The sequence below is a fragment of the Enterococcus gilvus ATCC BAA-350 genome, from assembly GCF_000407545.1.
In the GTDB taxonomy this organism is placed as follows: domain Bacteria; phylum Bacillota; class Bacilli; order Lactobacillales; family Enterococcaceae; genus Enterococcus_A; species Enterococcus_A gilvus.
In genome coordinates, this window is the sequence record NZ_ASWH01000002.1 from 757,684 (window position 1) to 779,454 (window position 21,771).

Consider the following 21,771-nt stretch of genomic DNA (forward strand, 5'->3'; position numbering starts at 1 on the left):
GGACGGATATAGATGAAATTAGTTGCAGTAGATCTTGACGGCACCTTGCTAAATAGAGACGGTCTTGTCACTGAAGCGAACGCCTCCGCACTAAAGAAATTTGACGAACAAGGCGGAGTCATCGCGTTAGCTACGGGACGCTCGATACACTCCGCAAAAGAAGTGTTCGCCCACTTGGGGATACAAGGATATACTTTGGCTTCGAATGGTGCCTATGTGGCACGCTTTGAAGATGGCGAAATCGCCGATGTTCTGAAAAACTATACCATTGATTCTGATACAGTGAAAACTGTCCTCACACTTGCGATGAAAGCGGAAGTGACGGTCGTAGCCAGCAGAGCGACCCAAGACGACCGCATGTCCTTTGCACAGGATAAAAATGAAAAGAACAGCCCCTACTATGCACAATTCAATTTGAAAGAATCAAAAGTTGAGGATTTATGGAAGGAAATCGAGGAAAATGAGATCCGTTATTTCAAATTGGCTTTTACAGATAAAGACACACGTAAGCTGGTCAAACTCCGTGCGCAATTAGAAAAGCACGAGATCAATAGTTCTTATTCTGATACCTACTGGCTCGAAGTGATGGCAGATGGTGTCAATAAGGGTGCCGCACTGAACTTTTTAGCTGCGCACCTAGACATTGAAGCAAAGGATATTCTGGCGATCGGTGATCAAGAGAATGATCTGGAGATGTTGAAAATGAGCGGAACCAGCGTGGCGATGGCTAACGCAGCCCCTGCTGTAAAAAAAATAGTCCACAAGATGACTCGCTCTAACGATCAGTCCGGTGTCGCGTTTGCATTAAAGGATTACCTTGACTAACCCTCCCACTACACAAATAAAGAGGCTGCCGAAATCGGCAGCCTCTTTATTCATTGTAGCTCAACACTTTACGACCATTTAATGATTGACACGTGCGGTTGTTTCTTCCGTGGATCGTCATGAAGCGCAGGATCTGTTCTGCGGAGACTTCCATAGTGGTCTGCATCACATACCACTCGATGCCTTCAGTCAATGGCGGTGTGGTTAATGAGCCGATATAGTGATAATAGCTTTTATTTTCAGGAATCAATCCGTCTGCAGAAAATTCGCCGAAGCATTGCTGCTTGTCGTATTGATCCAATACATGTTCAAAATCTGGGTTGTGCTCTCCAACTTGGTAAAAAACACCCAAAACTGCTGTTTGACCGTTAGGCGATTGGAAGAGAAAATGACCTTCCAATGGAAAAATCTCGCCATTTAAGCGATGTTCTGAATCCGCGTGAAAATGCACTTGGACAAAATCAAACCTGCGATGGTTGATGAGCGCCTGCCCCGCACCTAAAAGCTGCAGGTTTTGTCCATTATTAAAAAAAGTGGCGGTCGTATCAGAAAAGTTCACTTGCACTGGGGCAAGCGCCTCGTAGGTTTCAGTCATGCTCGTTTGGATGTCGATCGGTGATTGGGTCTGACCGCCTTGCGGATGCCAATCTCCCTGGTGGCAATAATCAATTAAAAATTCTGCTTTCATAGGATACCTCAATTACCTTAAAATTTTTACAATAATATCATTTTCCAGAATTTTTTTCCATCCATATGCAAATATCATTGAAAACTGAAAGTTTTTGGGTTTCATTTAGCAGTTCATGGCGTGCTTTTTCGTAGAGATGGACGGTCACTTGTTGTACGCCAGCAGCTCGATACGCGCGGGCCGCTTTCATTACACCTTTTCCATACTCTCCGACAGGGTCCTCTTTTCCAGACAATAAAAGGATCGGTAAATTTTTGGGTACCTTGTGGACTAACTCCGCGTTTTGCGCGCGAATAATCAATGTAAACAATTCGTGGTACCCGCTTAATGTGAATAAAAACCCGCAGTTAGGATCTGCAAGGTACGCGTCGACTTCCTCCGGCAGACTGACCAGCCAGTCTTTGTCCGTTCTTGGAGCTTCTATTTTGCGATTCATCGTACCAAATGCCAAGCGATCGATCAGCTTGCTAGGATGCTTTTCCCCTTGAATTTTACTCAACAGCTTCGCCGATTTCTGACCCATTCGCGTCAGCCAAACAGGCTGCTGCCCCGTTCCGACTAAGATCGCGCCTTGGATCTCTTCTCCATAGTCGTAAATATAATTGCGCAAAACAAAGGAACCCATGCTGTGTCCTAAAATAAAAAAGGGCAGCTTCGGATACTGTTTCTTTCCCCACTGGGTCACTTGATACACATCTTGGACCAACCCATGCTTGATCGTTTCATCATGAAAATAGCCTTTCGGGGCTTCCTGGATGGATGATCCGTGGCCTAAATGATCATGACCGATCACGACGATTCCCTGTTCATTCAAGTATTCGGCCAAAGCTTCATAGCGCAATAAATGCTCGGCCATGCCGTGTGTGACCTGTAAGACCGCCCACGGCTCATCACAGGACCAATGATAGCCTTGCAGCCGGGTGGTTTCATCAACAGAAAGCAATTCAACGGTTTCTAACATAAGAGACTCCCTTCTTCTATACATCGTTTTAATTTATTCGCAAATTTTCACGTCATAAATCCATCTCAAGTTGGAGGGACTTTTCTAAATAAATGATACACTATTACTAAAATGGAGGGATAGAATATGTCTTGCTTAGGTAATATCATCTGGTTTATTTTTGGCGGCTTGGTTGGCGGGCTGCTTTGGTGTTTCGCGGGTGTTTTATGGTGCCTCACGATTATCGGTATTCCGATCGGACTGCAATGTTTCAAATTTGCGTCTTTGAGTTTTGCGCCCTTTGGCAAAGACATTGTGTACCATACGACAGGGTTAAATTTGTTCGTCAATATTATTTGGCTGATTGTTTCCGGAGTTCCTTTGGCATTAGGCCATCTGGCCAGCGCTCTTTTTCTATGCCTCACGATCGTCGGCATCCCGTTTGCTATGCAATCTGTGAAGCTCGCACGGTTGGCACTGCTGCCATTCGGTGCCGAGATTGTTCCAGCTCGCTGACCGAACGTTGCTAAAATCGAATAATATAAAAAGAGGAGACCGCAGTCTTCCTCTTTTTCTTATCCGAAAATCAAGTAGAGCAATCCTGCAACTACTAATACGATATTCAGCGTTACTTGAATGTTTACCATCAATGAAGAGATGTTCTTCTTCTTGCGCTTTGCGAGGCTAAGAAAAATATTATACGCACCTACTAAAATGATGAAGATTACTAATGCTGTTAGATACAAAAAGCCACTTCCCTTTTTAATTGTAGTGTACCGTGAAACAATTACACCAGCAAGCGAAGTCAAAGAAATCTAATTTAATTGTTTGAAGAAATCTCGTAATTCCGCTTTTCGTCGTTCACTCAGCTCACGTTTGGGAATATCCTGAATGGCACCCTCTAATCCATACAACAGATGTAAACACGCACCGTCATCTACCAAATGACGGATCTTCAGAAACGCACCCTCTGTTCCCAAATCCCGTAACTGCTCGGGTTCAACGATCCCTACTTGTGCTAATTTTTCTTCATTTACCACACCAATATTTTTCATTTCTGAGATTCTCATTGCTTACTCCTTTTAGATACATTATACCTTAGAATGTAAGCGGAAACGACCGCTTTCATAAAAAAGTGCTGCGAAGATTTTTATTTGCGGTATCATTGGAATAATAATTTATAAAATCCTCGTTTTTTTTTGCTCGCTGCACTTCTCTTTAAACAGGTTTTTATTTTTTTTCAAACTTTTTTATCCGCTCATTTTTAATACTTCTTCTCTTTCAAATAAGAAGAAAATATAACTGGTGTTCTTTTTTGCAAAGTATTTTTAAAGATTTTTTTAGGTTAAAACTTTATTTTTTGTCTTTTATTAGGTTATTATTTGTACTATATGATATTTTAATTTATCATATAAAGAAGTGAGCTTAATTTTTAACAAATGGAAATGGAGGCGTTTTTTCATGCTGGGGATGGATAGAAATACTTTATTAAAGATTCAGATCATTGAGATATTAGACGGTCTCCAAGCGCCGATTTCTCTAAAAGAACTACAGGAGAAGATCGGATACGCAAGTCTTGGTACGATTCGTATGAACTGCAAAGAGCTGCAGATGATCATTGATCAGCTTTATACGGAGGAAGACTATTCGTTAAAACTTCGCATGAACAATGGGCGCGGTATCCAACTGGATCGCTCATCGACGAATCTCCAAACATTGACGAGTTATCTTTACCAGCATGATCTTGCATGTGAGATCATTCGTACGATACTGGTTAAACGAAAAATCTCAGCTATTCAATTTTGTATGGACAAAAATATCAGTGAATCCAAGCTGAGACGAAAAATAAAAGAAATCAATCAAGAATTGAAGGACTCGGACCTTTATATCTCTTGTTCTGCGAAAATCAGTCTCAAGGGACGTGAAGTCGATATTCGTCGTTTTTATTATGTTTTCGTTCGAGGACTTTATCATCAATTTACGCAAGTTGCAGGGATCAATACGGACAGCTATTTACAATTGGCCGATCAAATCGAAGACTACCTAAAGATCAAAAACAATCCGACGAACCTGGAAATGATCAGTTTCTGGTTATTGATCACGAATCAATCCCTCATTAAAAAAAGCCCGCTTGTCTTCAATGCTACTGAAGTAGAGCAATTGAATCGCTTCAAATACCCGAAGAAACCTGATTTTTTAAAGATGTGGGACAATGACGAGTGGCGCTTCTTTTTATATGCGATTTATAGTTCTCTGTTGAATGATTTCGAGTTGCAGCCGAAGAACGCTTCCAAAGAACGATTTTTCACTGAGGCGACGGCCTGCTGGATCGATGCCTTCTCTACGCATTTCCGTTCGTTGAACTTGAAGGAACAAAAAAGTGTCGGACGAAAGCTGAGACAGCATTATTCAGCCTTCTCTTTTTTCAGGCTGAACCTTCCTCTCGTTACACAGCTTAGTATCAATGTGGGACTGACCCGTGTGGAAACACAATTTCCTTATTATTACCGTCGCTTCCAAGCGTTTTGGCAAGACTTCACTCGAAAAATGCCAGAATACGACCGCCCACAGTTGCAAATGTACACGATCCTTACTTGTATGACCCTGTATCCGCTAGAAAATTGTCTGCCGAAAATATCGGTCTATGTCTTTTCAGAGCTGAGTGAACTTTTTGCCAGCTTTATCCAGCAAAAGATCGACCTGCATTTTAAAAATCAATACCATTTAGATTTTGTTGAAGCGCCTCAAGAGGCCCAGTTAATCATCGGGACTTCTCCTACCTGCAACAATTTCTTGTTGGAAAATCAAAAATCTGTCGTGATCCGATCAAACGTTTCACCAGCAGATTACCATGATATTGAGCAGATTTTTGATTCTCTCGTTAAAAAGGATCTGGAAAACAATCAAATCGAATTAAATTAACTTGTGAAACTGACCAAAAACAGGTATTGTAGTATTTATCACAAAGAAAGAGGAGGCCGCTATGGTTTACGTTAGTGAGATGCATACTACCCCGCCGACAGAATTTGGTTCGGAATTAGAAGAAAAAACCTATGACACATTAGCAAAGTTGGAGATTCCTTTTTACCAAGTCGCTACTGGAGAAGCCTTGACGATGGAGGACTGCATTGACATCGATGATCGCTTAGGTGTTGAAGTGGTAAAGACGATTTTTTTATGCAATCAAAAGAAAACGAAATTTTACCTATACATCACGCCGGCTGATTTCAAATTTGTCACCAAGGACTTTGGCAAAAAAATGGAGATTCCTCGCGTTTCCTTTGCCTCTGCTGATTTGTTGAAGGAACGCTTAGGTGTGATTCCTGGTGCGGCGACGATCTTTGGACTTCTTAAAGATCCCGATCATGAGATTCAATTAGTGTTCGATCAATCGGTCTCTGAACGGGAATGGTACGCCTGCAGTTCTGGCTCTGTTACAAATTATATGAAACTTCGAATGACCGATGTGTTTGATAAATTCTTGCCTTACACAGGGCACGAAGCTATTTTTATCAATTAAAAAAGTGTTAGGAGACCCCTCTCCTAACACTTTTTTTGGACGATTTTTTGAGAAAGCCACTCAAAAAACGGTTTCTTTCCTTTTTTTAAAACACTTTTTCCCCCGACCCTAATGGATCACACGTGCGAGTTGCTTAACATCTTACAGTCACACAGCCGATTTCTTTCATTGGACCAGTGATCTCTTTTCCGCAATCTGTGCCGACAGCTTGAATTGCGAAGTAGTAAGTCCCTCTAGATAAGCAGACCTTGCTCAATGTGTAATCCAAGTAATAACCTTTTCCAAAAGCGCCATTCATATATTTGGCATAGCGAACATCGATGGTCGTGTAAGCAGAGCCATATCCTCCGCTAGCGGTTCTTCGATAAACGCGAACTTTCGAATAATCTAACGTACTAGGATTTTGCGTACCTAAGAAAATCTGTGCGCCATAATAGCGTGTTGGAATACAGCCGCACACTAAATAATTTTTGATGCAGCCTTTTAATCCAGTACCGATTTCCTTTTTCTTCAATGTGGTTGCACAGCTTGGGCCCCATTGAGGACTTACCCAGCTGCTCCATTGACCGTAGTTTGCTTTCACCCAGTAGTAATAGGTCGTGCATTGGTTCAAGCAATCGTCTAGGTAAGACATTTCTGAACCGTCTTGCTTGCCATTCACTGTGATCGCTGTTGCATTGTTGATATTGTTCGTTGTACTGCGATACAGTGTATAGCTTGTTGCATAGCGAGTAGACCCATTGTCACTCTTCGTATTTGTCCAAGTTACTTTGATCGCTCTCTCAGAGACAGCAGAAGCTTTAATACTTGGATTCAGTGTCTTTCCGCAAACGGTGAATTTACCGATGTTTGAGCTAGACACTGTTTCGATCGTATACGGACATGTCTTCGGACGTCTTACCATGACTTTGTAGCAATAAGTTGTGTTGTGGTCTAATTTGATGTCATTATAGGTCGTTTGCCCTTTTACTGTAGCGATCTCCTTGAAGTTTCCAGAGTTGTAATCGTTACACTTGTTGACTGCCCGATAGATCTTGTATTCCGCATCGCTGCCTTTTGATTCCCAGCTAAGCTTCAGCCAATGATGCTGTGTTTCAGTCACACAAACATTTTTAACTGCATCCCATTTTTCTTTGTAGTTGTTTTCATTACAGTGTTTCCCGCTGTGTTTCTTGTCACAGTGCTCGCCATGCTTCCAATTATGGTTGCAGTCTTTGCCGCTATGCTTTTCGTCACAATCAGGTTTGTGTTTCCAGTTGTCCGTGTTGCAGTCTTTCCCACTGTGATTTTTGTCGCAGTCAGGTTTATGTTTCCATTTATTTTCGTTACAGTGTTTGCCGCTATGATTTTTATCACAGTGCTCGCCATGCTTCCAATTGTGATTACAGTTGTGGCCGCTATGTTTTTCATCACAGTCATTTTTATGCTGCCATTTGTTTTCGTTACAGTTTTTTCCGCTATGATTTTTGTCGCAGTGATCGTCATGTTTCCAGTTGTTTGAATTGCATTTGCGGTATTTACTATGTTTTTTATCACAATGTGAATCATGCTTGTCATTGCTGTTACAGCCACTTCCACTATGCTTTGTATCGCATCCTGTTTTATGCTTGAACGATCCAAAGATACGGCTAGTTGCATCCTCTTCTGCTTCTTCTGCTTCTTCTGCTTCTTCTGCTTCTTCAGATTCAGCGATTTCAACTTGCGGTGCTTCCGCAGCAGCATCGATTCCCTCTTCATTTGCTTTTTTAGCAACGTCTTGGTTGGCGATTGGTCCAACAGCATCTGCTTCTTTCCCATCAACGACCGCTGCTACTTTATAGTAGTAAAGATAATCCGATTTGATCGTGCCTGCTACCTTCAACGCCATATAATCGTCTACGGTAAAGGTCTTATCACTTTTCAATGAAGCAATTTTTTCAAATTCACCCTCTTGTTCTTCCCCACGATAGACGTTGTAGCTTTCTGCATCCGCGACCTTATCAAACTCAATGGTAGTCCAATTTTGTTCATTGTTGTATTTGACCGTCAGATTTTCCGGCTTGTCGCTATCTGCCGCAAAAACTTCCGCTGGTATCCCCAATGAAGATACCATCATGATCAGTAACGTTACCAACGACATGATCCCTTTAAACTTTTTCATTAGTCTCTTCTTTTTCATTTCGCTCTCCTTTTCTGCTCTTACCCAAGTGCAAAAAGTGCACAACAAATAACCCTACCCTAACTATAGTGACTACTACCTTAGAAAAGCAGCAGTCTATTTTTTAAGAGATTGTTTTTGGCCAAAAACAGAAGTAGAATCCCATGTACCACCCCCCATCAAGTAAACATACCACCACGTATGTTTAGGTTAGAGGATTCCTCTCTCAACTTTCCCCGCCTCTAAGAATGTGATTCTTCGGGGTATTTTCCTCTTGGCATAAATATAACAATTATTGTAATATATTTCTATAATCCCTCAAAAATCAAAAATATTCTTTGAATTATGATGAAAAGTTTTTCCTACATCCCATATATTTAATAATATATTTAATTAATTGGTTGGCTGAGGGCATTCAATTACTGGGAGTAACTCGCTTTTTTGAGAAAGTTGTCTTTTAAGAACAATCGATCGCTAAAAAAAAAGACCATCAAAAAATTGATGGTCTTTATCATATAATTATTATTTTTAATTAAGTATATCTTGTAAAACTAAAAGAATTCTTCCTATTCTTTTCGATTGATCGAAACGATCTTTTGCTGCAAGCGATCGTAGACAACAACGAATTCTGAAACTTTTTTCTCGGACGTCGGTACTCGGAAGTAGTAATCCGACTGGCCGTCTGTTGGCGTGTTTGTATGGTAAAAACCGGAAAGGTAGGCGTGTGTAAGGTCCCCACGGGTATCCTTGAATAGTTCAAAGAAGCCGCTTGGATCATTCACAGAGATACTTTTCTCTAATGCCTTAAATTCTATTTGGTCCTTGTTCATTCCTGCTTTTTGCATTTGTCGATACAACTGCGTATCTGTTCCCTTACGGACTATTTCCGTCCATGCTGTCTCAAAGTCTGCGGATTTATCAAGGTACGTGTCATCCTTTGTGATGACAGACTTCATATCACTGCCGTCTTCTGCGGTCAACTCCGACAGTTCTTTATCATTGAAACGCAGTCTCACCGTATAATCATGGCGCGTCCCGTTTGTATCGGTAAAGCTCCAAACCTGCCGCTGGGTCATCATGGGCTGGTCATCGATCAGTCGTTGACCAAAGCCAATCAAACTGACACTCACAAAGCCGCTCTCTTCAGAGCTTACCATCGGATAAATCTTGCGGTAAAGATCAAAGATGTTTTTGCCATCCTTCGCCGACCCGTAAATTTTTTCGATCGTGCTCGCCATTGCCTGTGAACTAGAGAAGCTGCTTGCATCCTCAAAGGCTGTATTCAGTGCATCCACTTTTTTTGTTTGTTCTTCTACTAACGTTTGATCATTGATATCTTTTAATGCCAGAGTTTTAAGTTTTGGCAATTCTTCTTTTTTCTGTGCTTTGTCGTCGCTTGCGAACACGCTGAAGGGAATCGTGAATTGTGGGAAATTTCCGCTTAATACGATACCAAAAATGCCGACAAACAACGCTGCTAGGACACCCCAAAAGATCAACCATTTTTTTGCTGTGTTCATAGGTCACCTCGTCTCCTCCTTATTGTGGCGACTAATCGCAAAAGCGTCAAGTATTTCTAGTGAATAACTGCCTATTTTTATGAAATTATCTAAAATTTTCCTTGCAAAAATAGGATTATGATAGTTATTCTCGTCAATTTCTATTACACTAGAAGAAATGATTTATAAGGATAGGCGGATATGGCAAACAGACAAGAACGGCATCAAAAAAAACAAGAGCTCAAAAAGAAACCCACACGAAACAAGCCTTCACGGATCAAGCTGGCGAAATCTACTAAGATTTCATTAGGCATACTTATCGTGATACTTTTAATGCTCCTCGCAGGTACGGTTTTCTTTTTCCAAAAGTATGGCAAGGAAGTGACCGCAGCGATCGACGCTGGTGAAGAGCACGCGGCGAAAATTCAAGAAAGCGACTTTAAGCAATACCACCCCACCACGATTCTCGATAAAAACGGGCAAGTCATCAAAGAGTTAAAAACGCAGGAGCGGGACTATTTAACGTATAAAAAAATGGACCCCCTTGTTTCCCAGGCGTTGATGTCGATTGAAGACAAGCGCTTCTACGAACACCATGGTGTCGATACGCAAGGGCTTTTGACGATTGCATTGAATGCTGCTACAGGTCGCGGCGTCCGTGGGGCTTCTACGATTACCCAGCAATTAGTCAAAAATATTTATTTGACTCCTGAAGTGTCTATTTCTCGAAAAATCGAAGAAATGGTCATGGCTCAAGCCCTGGAAAAAAGATTTACAAAACACCAAATTTTAGAATATTACTTAAACAACGTGTACTTTGGTCACGGTGCCTACGGGATCAACGCGGCGGCGAAGGTCTATTTTGGAAAATCCATCAATGACACCAGTCTTTTAGAAAAAGCAACACTGGTAGGGATTACGAACAATCCGGGGATTTTTGACCCTACGACCAATAAGGAAAATGCCTTAAAGCGTGCCAAGCTGATTTTAAAACAGATGAACGCGCAGGGTTATATCACGAAAGAACAATATGAAAAAGCGAAATCAGACGATATCTCCGCGAAGATTCATAGTAACGCCCTGAACAATCAGCTAGACAATAATGAAGTGGCTTTGGCCGTCGATTCCGCGACGAAGATTCTAATGGGGCAACAGGACTTCCGCTTCCAGTATCAATTTGACTCGAAGGAAGAAGAAGATCGCTACAACGAAGAATACAAGACAGCGTATAACAAAGTGTATCAGCGAATCCTTTCCGGAGGCTATCAAATCAGCACGAACATTGATACGGGGCTTCATGATCAACTGCAAGGAATCGTCAGCAACGTCATGAACGCTTGGCAAGACCGTGGAGAAAATGATTTCTTTACGAAGCAGGCGGCGATGACAGTCATTGACAATCAGACAGGCGATGTCGTCGCAAGTATCGGCGGGCGCGGCGAAGAGGGCAACCACTACAATCGGGCCTTTCTCTCCTTCCGACAACCTGGATCAGCGATCAAGCCACTAGTCTCTTATGCGCCTGCGTATGAGCGCGGTTTGCTTGAGACAAATGCCGTTTCAGATGATCGACCAAACGACACGTATCCAAACAATATTTACAATGGCTCTAAGGGAAACTTGACCTTAAGAAATGCCTTAGCGATATCTTCAAACGTCGTTGCGTACAAATTAGCGGAAGAAAATCGGGCAGAATTAAAAGAGCCTGTCTATCAGCCATTAGCGCAAATGCAATTTACCGGACTTGATGTCCAAGACGATAATCCGATCATCGCTGTCGGCGGGATGACCTATGGTGCCACCACACAGGAAATGGCGAGTGGAATCGCTACTTTAGTTAATCAAGGGAATTACCGCGCACCATTAAACATCCAAACGATCAAGCGAAAAGACAATGGACAAGAGATCTTCGCGCAAAACGATCTTGCGCAACAAAAAGTGTACAGCGACGATGCTGCCTATTTGACCATCGATACGATGAAAGCTGTCCATCAAGACCCTGATGGTACGGCAAACGGGCTGGCCTTGGCCCACAATCAAAATTGGGCGGTCAAGACCGGGACGACAGATGAAGCAAAGGATTTATGGACGGTCGGCGCCACCCCGTATTACACCGTAGCTGTTTGGGCCGGCGATGACACGCCGCAACCACAGGACAACAGCAGCGTGGGACAGGCAACGAAGGAAATTTTCAAACAAACGATGGATCTTTTAAATAATGGCAAAGAAGACGTTGATTTCCAAATGCCTTCTTCCGTGCAAAAAGTCGGCAACCAATTGGTGACTCGTTCCAGTCAAACAAAGCAAGTCTTAGCAACACGTAAGAATGCGTTGCAGACTTCGACAGCGAACATCGATACCTTGGCGAAACAAAAAGCCAACGAATTAACGGCGGCGAAGTTGAATACGCCAATGGTTGAAGAAGCTTCAACCTTCAGCAATCAATTGATTTCTGAACGAATCGATACGTTGAGTCAATTCGAGATCATCGTCACAGACAGTCAGGACAATTGGCAGACCTTCGATCAGTATGCACAACAAGTCTTTGCTCTGGTCCAACAGGTTGAGCCTTCGGGCGGTTCCCTTTCGGACCAATACACCAATGTCTACCGCAACAAAGAAGCAGAGTACGCCCATGAAAAAGCCGCGCGAGACTCTGAACTGAATACGGTCAAAGACCAAATTCAAGACACAAAGAACCAAAGCAAAGACTTAGACAAACGGATCAATGATTTGAAAAAACAAGTCGAACAAGCAGAAAAAGACTAAAAAAACAGTCGCCGATTCGGCGGCTGTTTTTCTAGTTTAGTGACATGAGATAGACAAGTTGCGGATATTCACTCCTTTAAAGCAGCCGCCATCCCATTCACTATATGAGAAAAAATACTATCAGACATGCACTTATTTTGATAAGCAGCGGAACAATCAGCCTTCCTGTCTTCACGTAAGCGAGACCTAGAATACCATTCACTAGTAAATATAAGAGTCCGCAGATAAAGGTTTCCGGCTGCAATAAAATGCTGTACAAGATACTCGATACCCATACACCTAAAAAAGCGTGATCCTTGAAAGCCAACCCAATAATTCCTCCTCGGAAAACAACTTCTTCCATAATTGGGCTAAGAACGAACGTAAAAAGTACAATGATCACTAGCGGAACTGTAGATAGAACCTGCGTGTCTAATGGATTTAACGCTTTTTCAATAATGACTTTGTGATCGATAAGGACGGATTCCAACACGGAGAGAATAAGTAGAGAAATCGTGGCTGTTAAAATGATTTGAATATTTCTCTTGGTCAAAAATTTCAAATCAAAAAAGAACAAATCTAAACTTTGAGAAAGCCGTAGGAGTATAAATGAGGCAAATAAGCAAAACAGACAGAGTGCAAAACTATCAATTGTCGTAAAACTATGATCGTTGTTTCTTTGGGCGATCACTAAAAACATGGAGAACATCACCGAAAAAAATACGACCAAACCGCCTAATCCTATACAAATCATCACATTCCATAGTTTATCGACTGTTTGATTTTTCATGGCTCCTCTCACTCCCTTTTCTTTTATTGTACCGTGCAAACACACGCAAAAAATCCCGATTCCTTGGAAAATATACCAAGAAATCGGGATTTTGAGTTTACATCTGTACTTTCGTTCCGCTGTTGCCTTTCACGGCTTCTGACGCTTGTTCTAAAGAAGCGATGATGGCTTGACGGCCTGCCTTTGATTCAGCGAAGTCGATTGCCGCTTCGACTTTTGGCAGCATACTGCCAGGAGCGAATTGGTCTTCGCTAATGTATTGCTGCATGTCAGCGACAGTCGTTGTTTCCAACGCCTTTTGATCAGGTTTGCCGAAGTTGACGAAGACATGGTCAACAGCTGTTAATATAATGAAGACATCTGCGTCGATCAGCGCAGCCATTTTAGCTGCGGCAAAATCTTTATCGATGACGGCATCGACGCCTTTGTAGCGTGAGCCTTCATAGATTACCGGAATACCTCCTCCACCACAGGCGATGACGACTTGCCCCGCATCGACTAAGGTTTTTAAACTGATTTTTTCGTAAATATCTACTGGTTTTGGTGATGGAACGACCCGCCGCCAGCCGCGACCTGCGTCTTCAACATACACATCGTCTGTTTCATCCATCAGTTTTTTGGCTTCTTCTTCCGTGTAATACCCGCCGATCGGCTTCGTCGGATTTGAGAAGGCTGGATCTTTCGGATCAACAACGACTTGTGTCAGCATCGAAACGACTGGAATGTCTTCCATTCCGCGGGAAACCAATTCTTCATCAATGGCTTGCTGCAAATGATAGCCAATGTAGCCTTGGCTCATCGCTGTACATTCTGGGAACGGCATCGTATCTTCCGCCGTCTTGCTGGTTTCTTCGAAGGCCAAACGGATTTTTCCGACTTGCGGACCATTGCCGTGAGCGATCACGACATGGTGTCCGGCTGTAATGAGATCCGCGATGGATTTCGCTGCTAATTCTGCTTTGGTTAATTGTTCATTGGCAGAATTTCCTAACGCATTTCCGCCTAAAGCGATCACGATTTTTGACATGAGGGTCTCCTATCTTTGTGGTTGTTGTTGCGTGATGCAGTGGATGTTTCCGCCGCCGTACACGATTTCTACTGTATTAACGCCCACAATTTCTTTATCTGGGAAAATCATTTCTAATTGTTCTAAAGCTAACGCATCGTTCTTGTCACCGTATTGAGGCACGATCACGCCGTTATTGGTAATCAAGAAGTTCATGTATGACGCGATACAGATATCGCCGTCTTCACGCGGCATCGTTCCTTCCACGTAATCGATCTTGAAATTGCCGTCGATCGTCACATTTTCGATTGGGCAGCAGATCTTATGCACTTTTAGCTTGCGGCCTTTTGCGTCTGTCATTTCATTCAGACGTTTGTATGCATCTTGTGCTGCTTCATAGAATGGGCTGTTTTCATCTTCCGTATAGATACATGCCACTTCTCCTGGACGAACGAAGCACGCCACGTCATCTACGTGTCCATTGGTTTCTTCTGGATCGATCCCGTCGCCTAACCAAAGAACTTTTTCACAGTTCAAGTAGTCGCATAATTTTTCTTCGATTTCCTCTTTCGTCATGTGAGGATTGCGCCCTTCACTTAACAAACACATTTCAGTCGTCAAGACAGTCCCTTCGCCATCCACGTGGAAAGAACCACCTTCTAAAATGAACTCATCTGTGCGGTAGGAATCAACGTGTTCGATCTCGCAGATTTTTTGTGCGATCAAATCGTCTTGGTCCCATGGGAAGTACAACCCGTCGACAAGTCCACCCCAAGCATTGAAGCCCCAGTCATTCCCGCGCAGTTCGCCTTTGCCGTTGATCACGAAGCTCGGCCCGCAGTCACGAATCCATGCATCGTTGTTAGACATTTCGTAAACCGTGATGTCCTCTGGTAATTGACGACGGCAGTTCTGGAATTGCTGCTGCGAAACGACCACGTTCATTGGTGTAAATTTGCTGACTGCTTTCGCTACTTCCGTGAAGGCTTCTTGAGCCGGTTTTCCTCCGTCGCGCCAGTTATCTGGACGTTCTGGCCAAATCATCCAAACCTTTTCCTGTGGTTCGTACTCGCCGGGCATTCTAAACCCGTCTTGCTTCGGTGTTGTCTTTTCGATTCTCTTCGCCATGATAAATTACTCCTTCTTTTTTGATTTTTTTCACCCATATGATCGCTTCACCGAAAATGGTAAAGGCGATTGCTCCGATCGTGATCGGAAGTTGTTGGCTCAATGTTTCTGGATCAAATTGCAATGGCAAGGCAGTAAAGATCAACGAAATCACGATCATGATCATTGGCAATGCCACTAAAAGCTTCAATACGCCGTCGCTGCCGCCGACTCTGAATGGTCGCGGTGTGTCTGGATCGATTTGGCGTAATTTGTAGAATGCTGGGAATACTGGAACATAAGACATCAAGAACATTACAAGGTTTAATGAGAAGAACGCCCAGAATAGGTCTTGATTTGGCAAGATCGGTGCAATAACGACCACCACGGTTGCAACGATCCCGTTCATGATAGCTGCTCCGATCGGCATTTCGTCTTTTCCGCCGCGTTTTGCAAAAATTTTCGGCATGTCGCCGTTTTCTGCTGCGTAGCAAGCGGTATTGTTTACACCTAATGACCAAGAGATCATGTTGCCGAACAACGTCAGCAAGAATAAGAAAGCCATCGCGATGATGAACCAGCCGCCAGTCGAACCTGTCAATAGCTTGAAGCTGTCCATCAAACCGCTGCCGGTACTGATTTGATCTGTTGGAATCGCCACCCCGATCCCGAATGCAGAGAAAATGTAGATTGCTGCGATCACTAGACCGCCGGCAATAATCGATTGCGGAATTTGTTTCTTAGGATTTTCCATATCGTCTGCAAAGGTACAAATAACTTCAAACCCAAGTAAATTAAAGATGATTACTGAAATAAAGGATAAACTGTTCAAGTCAAAGCTTGGCAGCATTGAAGACAAGGTGAATTCATTCGCTGCGCCTTTTGTCACAAACGTATAGAGTCCTAATGCACCAATCAAAATCGCTAAAAGCATTTTAATGACTGCTGCCCCATTTAAGATCCACACACTGTCCGCGACTGGGTAAAAACTGATCCACACGATCACCCAAATAAAGACCAGTTCGATCAGAATTGCCGCGATCGTTGGAAACTCAATGCCCGTGATCGTTGTTAATAAATCTGGACAAACCACCGCTAAAGAAGCCAGCCATAATGGATAATTGATCCAATAATACCAAGACACGCGTGAACCCCAGCGGTGACCAAATGCTTGCGTCACCCAATCGTAGATCCCGCCGTCGCCAATATAGGTCGTTCCTAATTCTGACGAAATCAACCCGTATGGCAAAAGGAACGCGATCAGTAAGAAGATCCACCAAAAAAACTGTGAATTCCCGATTGCTGCCACTGGCGCTGCCGCCTCCGCTACGAATACGACACAGATAACGGATAAGATTGCACTCATCAAACTAAATTTTTTCTTTTTTTCTTCCATTGTTTTCTTCCTTTCCGGTACAAGGGAAACGGGGATTGAGGAATTCCTCAATCCCCGAATGGAAATAATCCTGATGAATTTACTGAATGCCGCAGATCATTTCCGTCCTCACCTTTTGGGTCTATAGTGCTTTGCCTAAGAAGACTTCCAAATCTGCTTTTGCTTCTGCTTGTTTCTTTTCATCAGTTGGGTTCTTTTCTGCATAATCGTGCATCAAGTAAACCAGCAAGCCGCGGATCGATGTCAAACGGTTTTCTGCTTCATCGAAACAGATCGAGTTTGGTCCGTCCATCACTTCATCTGTCACTTCTTCGCCACGAGTTGCAGGCAAGCAATGCATGAATTTCGCATTTTCGCCAGCACGTTTCATCAATTCATCGTTTACTTGGTATTTCGGATAGAATGTGCTCATTCGTTCTTCTTCAGATAATTCTGCTTCATACAATCCGTACCAAACGTCTGTGTATACATAATCGGAACCTTCGATAGATTCGATTTCATCAGATACAGTGTATGATCCGCCTGATTCTTTACAGATCGCATCTAATCGTTCACGGTGGTCTTCATTCAATTGGAAGCCTTTAGGACCGAATTGTACAAATTCCATGCCCATTTTTGTTGCTACTAAGCCTAATGAGAAACATACTTGTGTCGCATCGCCAATGAAGGATACTTTGCAGTCTTCAATTTTCTTGCCTTCAGGTAAATGTTCGATCATTGTACATAAGTCGCCTAATTCTTGTGTCGGATGGTTGAAATCAGACATCCCATTAATAACTGGAATCGTTGCATTGTTTGCTAAGTCGTACACGCTGTGATGACGTTCTACCCGTGCCATCAAGATATCGACTAAGCGAGACAATACGCGACTCGTATCTTCAATCGTTTCATGCCCACCTAATTGGATTTGGCCTGGTGCCAAGTATTCTGCGTGTCCACCTAATTGTGTCATCGCTGTTTCAAATGAAACCCGTGTTCTAGTAGAAGATTGTTGGAAGATCATGCCCAATACTTTATTTTTTAATAATGGCGGATAATAACCATTTTTAATAGAAGCTTTGATTTTCAAAGATAAATCGACGATGTATTGAATTTCCTCCTTCGTGTAATTTTCTGTTGTAATGAAATCTCTTTTTGCCATGTTGACGCCTCCTAAGTAATTTGTTTGCTTTTGCTCCTTCAATTTACTGATAAATAAGCAAGTTTACGATAAGCCAAAGGATGTAAACGCTAACATTTCGAAAAATAGACATTTTCATGCGGTTTATTTTTAGGTATAAACCTTTTATTTTACAAGGGTTTAGAAAAGTTTAGAAAAAAGTTTAGCGATTTTAGGAGCGAAGACGGAATAAATGGTGTTATACTTAGAAAGAAAAAAGGAGTCTAATAATTCTTTAATGAAAGGGGATTCAATATGATTGCTATCTTCGTTTACAATATACTTTTGATCATTCTATATTCCATCACTATGGCTTTCGCAATTAATTCCTATCTAAAAGAAAAAAACAAAGTGTTTTTACTGATTAGTTTCTATCTGGCCTTTTTTATTTTTGACAACGTCATTATTTATATGACCGAATTCATCAATTCCTTTGCGCAAAGCTATGACCAATCGTTTATGAGCGGTCCTGCGATCAAAACGATCATTTTTATGGGGAATGCCTTCTTTTCGATCTCCATCATCGCCGATCTGCGAAACGAAAAGCTCAAAGCTCCCCACTATGGCCTGCTGATCGCTTTAGCTGTCTGGATGATCACAGTTCCTCTAATGGCCAACTCTGCATTTAAAGTCTGGCTCTATTATTTGGGCAATCAGCTTTTCCTATTTTATCTCGGTTTTTATTGCTGGCGAGGGACGCGATTGCCGCTTCCCGATTTAAATATCGGGTATTTGAAAAAGTTGTCCATTATCAGTTTTCTTTTTAGTGTTCTGATCGTCATTGAGGACAGCTTCGTGATTTTCAATATTGATCAATACAGCTCTTTAACGACAAAAATTTATAATCGAAGTATTTCAGAGGACATTTTTTCGATTACCGTCTGTCTTCTGCTCTGCCATTATTTTCTAAAGGAACGGCAGCATTCTGAAGAACTCTCCTCAGAAGAACAAGAGGAAGCACTCTTGATTCAACGGTTTTGTCATGCTCACCAATTCACGCAGAGGGAATCTGAAGTCTTTGAGCTTTTACTTTTTCACTGTACGAATCAGGAAATTGCGGACCGCCTGTTCCTCTCTTTAGGAACCGTAAAGACCCATGTCCATAACATCTTCATAAAACTCGACATTAAGAAACGAACGCAGATCTTTCCTCTTTTTGAAGAATACCAACAAGTTGCCAATCAAAAGATGACGCTAAAAAAGAGCAACGATTTCTCTTAGAAGAAATCGTTGCTCTTTTAATCGTCTTCAGGTTGACGTTGTTCAGAGGACGAGCTTGATGAACTGCTGGAGCTGGAACTTGATGAACCGGAGGAACGAGACGTATCCGATTCGCGTGAACGTGAATCCTCTTCAGATTTCTTACGCGAAGAATCGTCTTTGCGGCTGTCGCTGATGGAATCCAAAATGTCTTTGTAAGAATCATAGGTTGATTGCTTTTCTGCCAATGTCTTTTTCAGCTCATTCAGTTCCTTTGTACGATCTGCCAAAGCTTTAGCCTGACGTTCTTGATAGCTTTTTTCTGCTGCAGCCATCGAGGCGTCACTTTGCTGGATCTGCGAAGCAAAACTCGCATTCTCATTGGCCAATTGATTTTTTACCGGTGTCAACTTATCTAAAAGCTGCTGCTTGAATTTACCGTCCGGCAACACAGCCAACGTTTTGATTCCCGCCAAATAATCCGACAAGGACAAGCTGCTTCCTTTATTAACAAGCGTTGTGACATCATTTTCGGCACTTGAAAAATCCTTCGACTGATTTTCCGCGATCCCTAGGAGCATGCTGATGTCCTGCCCCCAGTCTTTCTCCTTCGCAGAACTTTGGTCCAATTGCTCTTTGATTTTGCTGATCTGCTCCCCATCTGGCTTTTTCAATACAGGATGTGCGGATAGATCCAAGCCATTGAGGACACTTTTTTCAAAAAGAGCATTCAATTCTGTTTGGATATCAAAATTTTTCTTTGCTTGATCAATATCCTCCAGCGTTCTACTTTCCCCGCGCTGATTTTTTACTTCAGTGGCAAGGTCGTCAAATGCAGATGCTGAAATGTCTGCTTTGAAATAGCCTGATTTTTGATCTTCATAAAGATTGGTCAGACGAGCATTCAGTGTTTTTTTGGTTTCGTTCTCTGATTGAATCACTTTTTCTTGATAGATATGATAGCTGGCAAAACCAACGGCGCCCAACACAACCAGTCCGAGTACCACCCAACCGATTGTTTTCTTATTCAAACCGGCTCCCCCTTCATTCAGGTATTTATTTCTCCGAAAGTGGAAAATACGTTTTATTTTTATTGACCTTAGATTCAAGCACTTTGTCTAGCTTATCTCTAAGCAGCAAACGATTGAACGGCCAAGCTGCCAATATTATAGCATTTTAATACCTGCAAAGCACAAATAATAGTGAAACTTTAGTAACTCTTTCTAATTGTTTTGTTATTTTAAAAAAATTAGAATATTTTTACTCTTTTTTTATTTTTCATGGATTTCTTTAATCGCTGTCTTTTTTCTGATAAACTCGTTCTAATCTTAAAAAAAGGACTGATTTAATTGGAAAGTCATGAAGAATTGGATAGAGGTTTAAAAAGCCGTCACGTCCAATTGATCTCAATTGGGGGAGCCATTGGCACTGGATTGTTTCTCGGTTCAGGGAGAACGATCCAGCTAACGGGGCCGTCGATTCTTCTATCCTACGCAATTACCGGATGCATCATTTTTTTAATCATGCGTGCGTTAGGTGAATTAATGTTATCAAATTTGAATTACCATTCTTTCTTAGATTTTATAGCGGACTACTTGGGCAATAAGGCTGCGTTTGTTACCGGCTGGACGTATTGGTTTTGCTGGATCGCGATTGCGATGGCGGATTTAACAGCCACCGGGATGTATGTGAATTACTGGCTGCCAGATATTCCACAATGGCTGCCTGAAATTATTGCTTTGGTCTTGTTGCTTGGGCTGAATCTGGTTGCCGTTGGATTGTTTGGCGAATTGGAGTTTTGGTTCGCGTTGATCAAAGTCGTGGCGATCATTGCCCTGATTCTTGCTGGCGCATTTATGATCCTCACAAGTTTCAAAACAAGCGCAGGTCACGTGACCGTCACTAATTTGTGGAGTCACGGCGGGTTTTTCCCTAAAGGTGCTGGCGGTTTCGTCCTCTCCTTCCAAATGGCGACCTTCGCTTTTTGCGGTGTGGAATTGGTAGGCTTGATTGGTGGAGAAACCTCTGATCCGAAATCGGTTTTACCAAAGGCCATTAATACGATCCCTGTACGGATCATTCTCTTCTATTTAGGCTCTTTATTTATGATTATGTCGATCTATCCTTGGACAAGCCTGTCGGCCGATCAAAGCCCTTTCGTCCAAGTCTTTTCCGAGATCGGTATCGCAGCGGCCGCATCGATCGTCAACTTAGTCGTGTTAAGCTCCGCTATGTCCGCCTGTAACAGCGCCATCTATAGTACGAGCCGGATGGTTCGTTCATTGGCACAAGAAGGCAGCGCGCCTAGTCGCTTCAAAAAATTAACTAAAAACCGCGTCCCTGGAAATGCGTTAGTGTTCTCTACCCTGGTGATCTTCATCGCGGTGATCTTGAACTTTTTCGTTCCGAGTCATATCTTTACGATGATCAGCTCCATCGCAACGATTTGCTTTATCTTCATCTGGGGCATGATCGTCTTTACTCATATGCGTTTTCGTAAAACAAAACCTGAGCTAGCAGCAAAAAGTTCGTTTAAATTGCCGCTGTTCCCTTATGCAAACTACCTGGTCTTCGCCTTTTTAGCCTTTGTCTTGTTTGTTTTGGCACTTGCCTCAGATACGCGGGAAGCGTTGATTTTCTCACCGATCTGGTTTATCGCACTACTGGCAATTTACCATTTCAAATTCGAGCGAAATAAACCGATATCAACCAAAATTTTGCATGATTTTGACGAGCGGGAGTAAATTCAGTTATTT

At 42.4% G+C, this 21,771-nt stretch carries 19 protein-coding genes; 7 read left to right on the forward strand and 12 right to left on the reverse strand.

Annotated elements, in window-relative coordinates:
* The first annotated feature begins 12 nt into the window (after nucleotides 1-12).
* On the forward strand, nucleotides 13-825 hold the full coding sequence (locus I592_RS18715) for a Cof-type HAD-IIB family hydrolase (protein WP_010779001.1): 813 nt from the start codon (nucleotides 13-15) through the stop codon (nucleotides 823-825).
* A gap of 46 nt (nucleotides 826-871) precedes the next feature.
* Here I592_RS18715 and I592_RS18720 read toward each other — a convergent pair whose 3' ends face one another.
* Nucleotides 872-1,513: a carbonic anhydrase family protein gene (locus I592_RS18720; RefSeq protein ID WP_010779000.1), complete on the reverse strand. Its 642-nt coding sequence runs from the start codon at nucleotides 1,511-1,513 to the stop codon at nucleotides 872-874.
* 37 nt (nucleotides 1,514-1,550) lie between these two features.
* Nucleotides 1,551-2,474: an alpha/beta hydrolase gene (locus I592_RS18725; protein ID WP_010778999.1), complete on the reverse strand. Its 924-nt coding sequence runs from the start codon at nucleotides 2,472-2,474 to the stop codon at nucleotides 1,551-1,553.
* A gap of 126 nt (nucleotides 2,475-2,600) precedes the next feature.
* Here I592_RS18725 and I592_RS18730 point away from each other — a divergent pair, with 126 nt between their 5' ends.
* Nucleotides 2,601-2,969 carry a YccF domain-containing protein gene (locus tag I592_RS18730; protein WP_010778998.1) on the forward strand — a complete coding sequence of 123 codons (369 nt, stop codon included), beginning with the start codon at nucleotides 2,601-2,603 and terminating at the stop codon, nucleotides 2,967-2,969.
* Nucleotides 2,970-3,028: 59 nt separating this feature from the next.
* Here I592_RS18730 and I592_RS21780 read toward each other — a convergent pair whose 3' ends face one another.
* Entirely contained in the window at nucleotides 3,029-3,199 is a 171-nt protein-coding gene (locus I592_RS21780; protein ID WP_167540793.1) for a hypothetical protein, read from the reverse strand.
* Nucleotides 3,200-3,268: 69 nt separating this feature from the next.
* Nucleotides 3,269-3,523, reverse strand: coding sequence for a TfoX/Sxy family DNA transformation protein (locus I592_RS18735; protein WP_010778997.1), 255 nt, complete (start codon nucleotides 3,521-3,523; stop codon nucleotides 3,269-3,271).
* Nucleotides 3,524-3,914: 391 nt separating this feature from the next.
* Between I592_RS18735 and I592_RS18740 the strand changes: the two genes are divergently transcribed.
* Together I592_RS18740 and I592_RS18745 are read left to right on the forward strand one after the other, a co-directional pair.
* Nucleotides 3,915-5,375, forward strand: a complete 1,461-nt coding sequence (locus I592_RS18740; RefSeq protein ID WP_010778996.1) for a helix-turn-helix domain-containing protein — start codon at nucleotides 3,915-3,917, stop codon at nucleotides 5,373-5,375.
* Nucleotides 5,376-5,436: 61 nt separating this feature from the next.
* Complete coding sequence (locus tag I592_RS18745) at nucleotides 5,437-5,973, forward strand: YbaK/EbsC family protein (protein ID WP_010778995.1); 537 nt, start codon at nucleotides 5,437-5,439, stop codon at nucleotides 5,971-5,973.
* Between the two features lie 133 nt (nucleotides 5,974-6,106).
* Here I592_RS18745 and I592_RS18750 read toward each other — a convergent pair whose 3' ends face one another.
* A complete protein-coding gene (locus tag I592_RS18750; protein ID WP_010778994.1) occupies nucleotides 6,107-8,131 on the reverse strand; it encodes a fibronectin type III domain-containing protein in 2,025 nt (674 codons plus the stop codon).
* A 545-nt stretch (nucleotides 8,132-8,676) separates the two neighbouring features.
* Nucleotides 8,677-9,630: a hypothetical protein gene (locus tag I592_RS18755; protein WP_010778993.1), complete on the reverse strand. Its 954-nt coding sequence runs from the start codon at nucleotides 9,628-9,630 to the stop codon at nucleotides 8,677-8,679.
* Between the two features lie 180 nt (nucleotides 9,631-9,810).
* Between I592_RS18755 and I592_RS18760 the strand changes: the two genes are divergently transcribed.
* Nucleotides 9,811-12,378, forward strand: coding sequence for a transglycosylase domain-containing protein (locus I592_RS18760; protein WP_010778992.1), 2,568 nt, complete (start codon nucleotides 9,811-9,813; stop codon nucleotides 12,376-12,378).
* A gap of 100 nt (nucleotides 12,379-12,478) precedes the next feature.
* On the opposite strand, the gene I592_RS18765 is transcribed toward I592_RS18760, so the two are convergent.
* The 5 genes from I592_RS18765 to ptcA all read right to left on the reverse strand — a co-directional run bounded on the left by I592_RS18765 (nucleotide 12,479) and on the right by ptcA (nucleotide 17,797).
* The gene (locus I592_RS18765) at nucleotides 12,479-13,147 is read right to left on the reverse strand and encodes a CPBP family intramembrane glutamic endopeptidase (protein ID WP_010778991.1); all 669 of its coding nucleotides are present in this window, start codon (nucleotides 13,145-13,147) and stop codon (nucleotides 12,479-12,481) included.
* Nucleotides 13,148-13,244: 97 nt separating this feature from the next.
* On the reverse strand, nucleotides 13,245-14,174 hold the full coding sequence (gene arcC, locus I592_RS18770) for a carbamate kinase (protein ID WP_010778990.1): 930 nt from the start codon (nucleotides 14,172-14,174) through the stop codon (nucleotides 13,245-13,247).
* 9 nt (nucleotides 14,175-14,183) lie between these two features.
* Nucleotides 14,184-15,281 (reverse strand): agmatine deiminase, encoded by a 1,098-nt coding sequence (aguA, locus tag I592_RS18775; protein ID WP_010778989.1) that lies wholly within the window; start codon nucleotides 15,279-15,281, stop codon nucleotides 14,184-14,186.
* Nucleotides 15,235-16,656: an APC family permease gene (locus tag I592_RS18780; RefSeq protein ID WP_010778988.1), complete on the reverse strand. Its 1,422-nt coding sequence runs from the start codon at nucleotides 16,654-16,656 to the stop codon at nucleotides 15,235-15,237. The genes aguA and I592_RS18780 overlap by 47 nt, the downstream gene beginning before the upstream one ends.
* A 121-nt stretch (nucleotides 16,657-16,777) precedes the next feature.
* Complete coding sequence (gene ptcA / locus I592_RS18785) at nucleotides 16,778-17,797, reverse strand: putrescine carbamoyltransferase (RefSeq protein WP_010778987.1); 1,020 nt, start codon at nucleotides 17,795-17,797, stop codon at nucleotides 16,778-16,780.
* A gap of 273 nt (nucleotides 17,798-18,070) precedes the next feature.
* On the opposite strand from ptcA, the gene I592_RS22220 reads away from it, so the two are divergent.
* Entirely contained in the window at nucleotides 18,071-19,036 is a 966-nt protein-coding gene (locus I592_RS22220) for a response regulator transcription factor (protein WP_010778986.1), read from the forward strand.
* 17 nt (nucleotides 19,037-19,053) lie between these two features.
* On the opposite strand, the gene I592_RS18795 is transcribed toward I592_RS22220, so the two are convergent.
* A complete protein-coding gene (locus tag I592_RS18795; RefSeq protein ID WP_010778985.1) occupies nucleotides 19,054-20,046 on the reverse strand; it encodes a hypothetical protein in 993 nt (330 codons plus the stop codon).
* Nucleotides 20,047-20,364: 318 nt separating this feature from the next.
* On the opposite strand from I592_RS18795, the gene I592_RS18800 reads away from it, so the two are divergent.
* Complete coding sequence (locus I592_RS18800; protein WP_010778984.1) at nucleotides 20,365-21,759, forward strand: amino acid permease; 1,395 nt, start codon at nucleotides 20,365-20,367, stop codon at nucleotides 21,757-21,759.
* Nucleotides 21,760-21,771 lie beyond the last annotated feature (12 nt).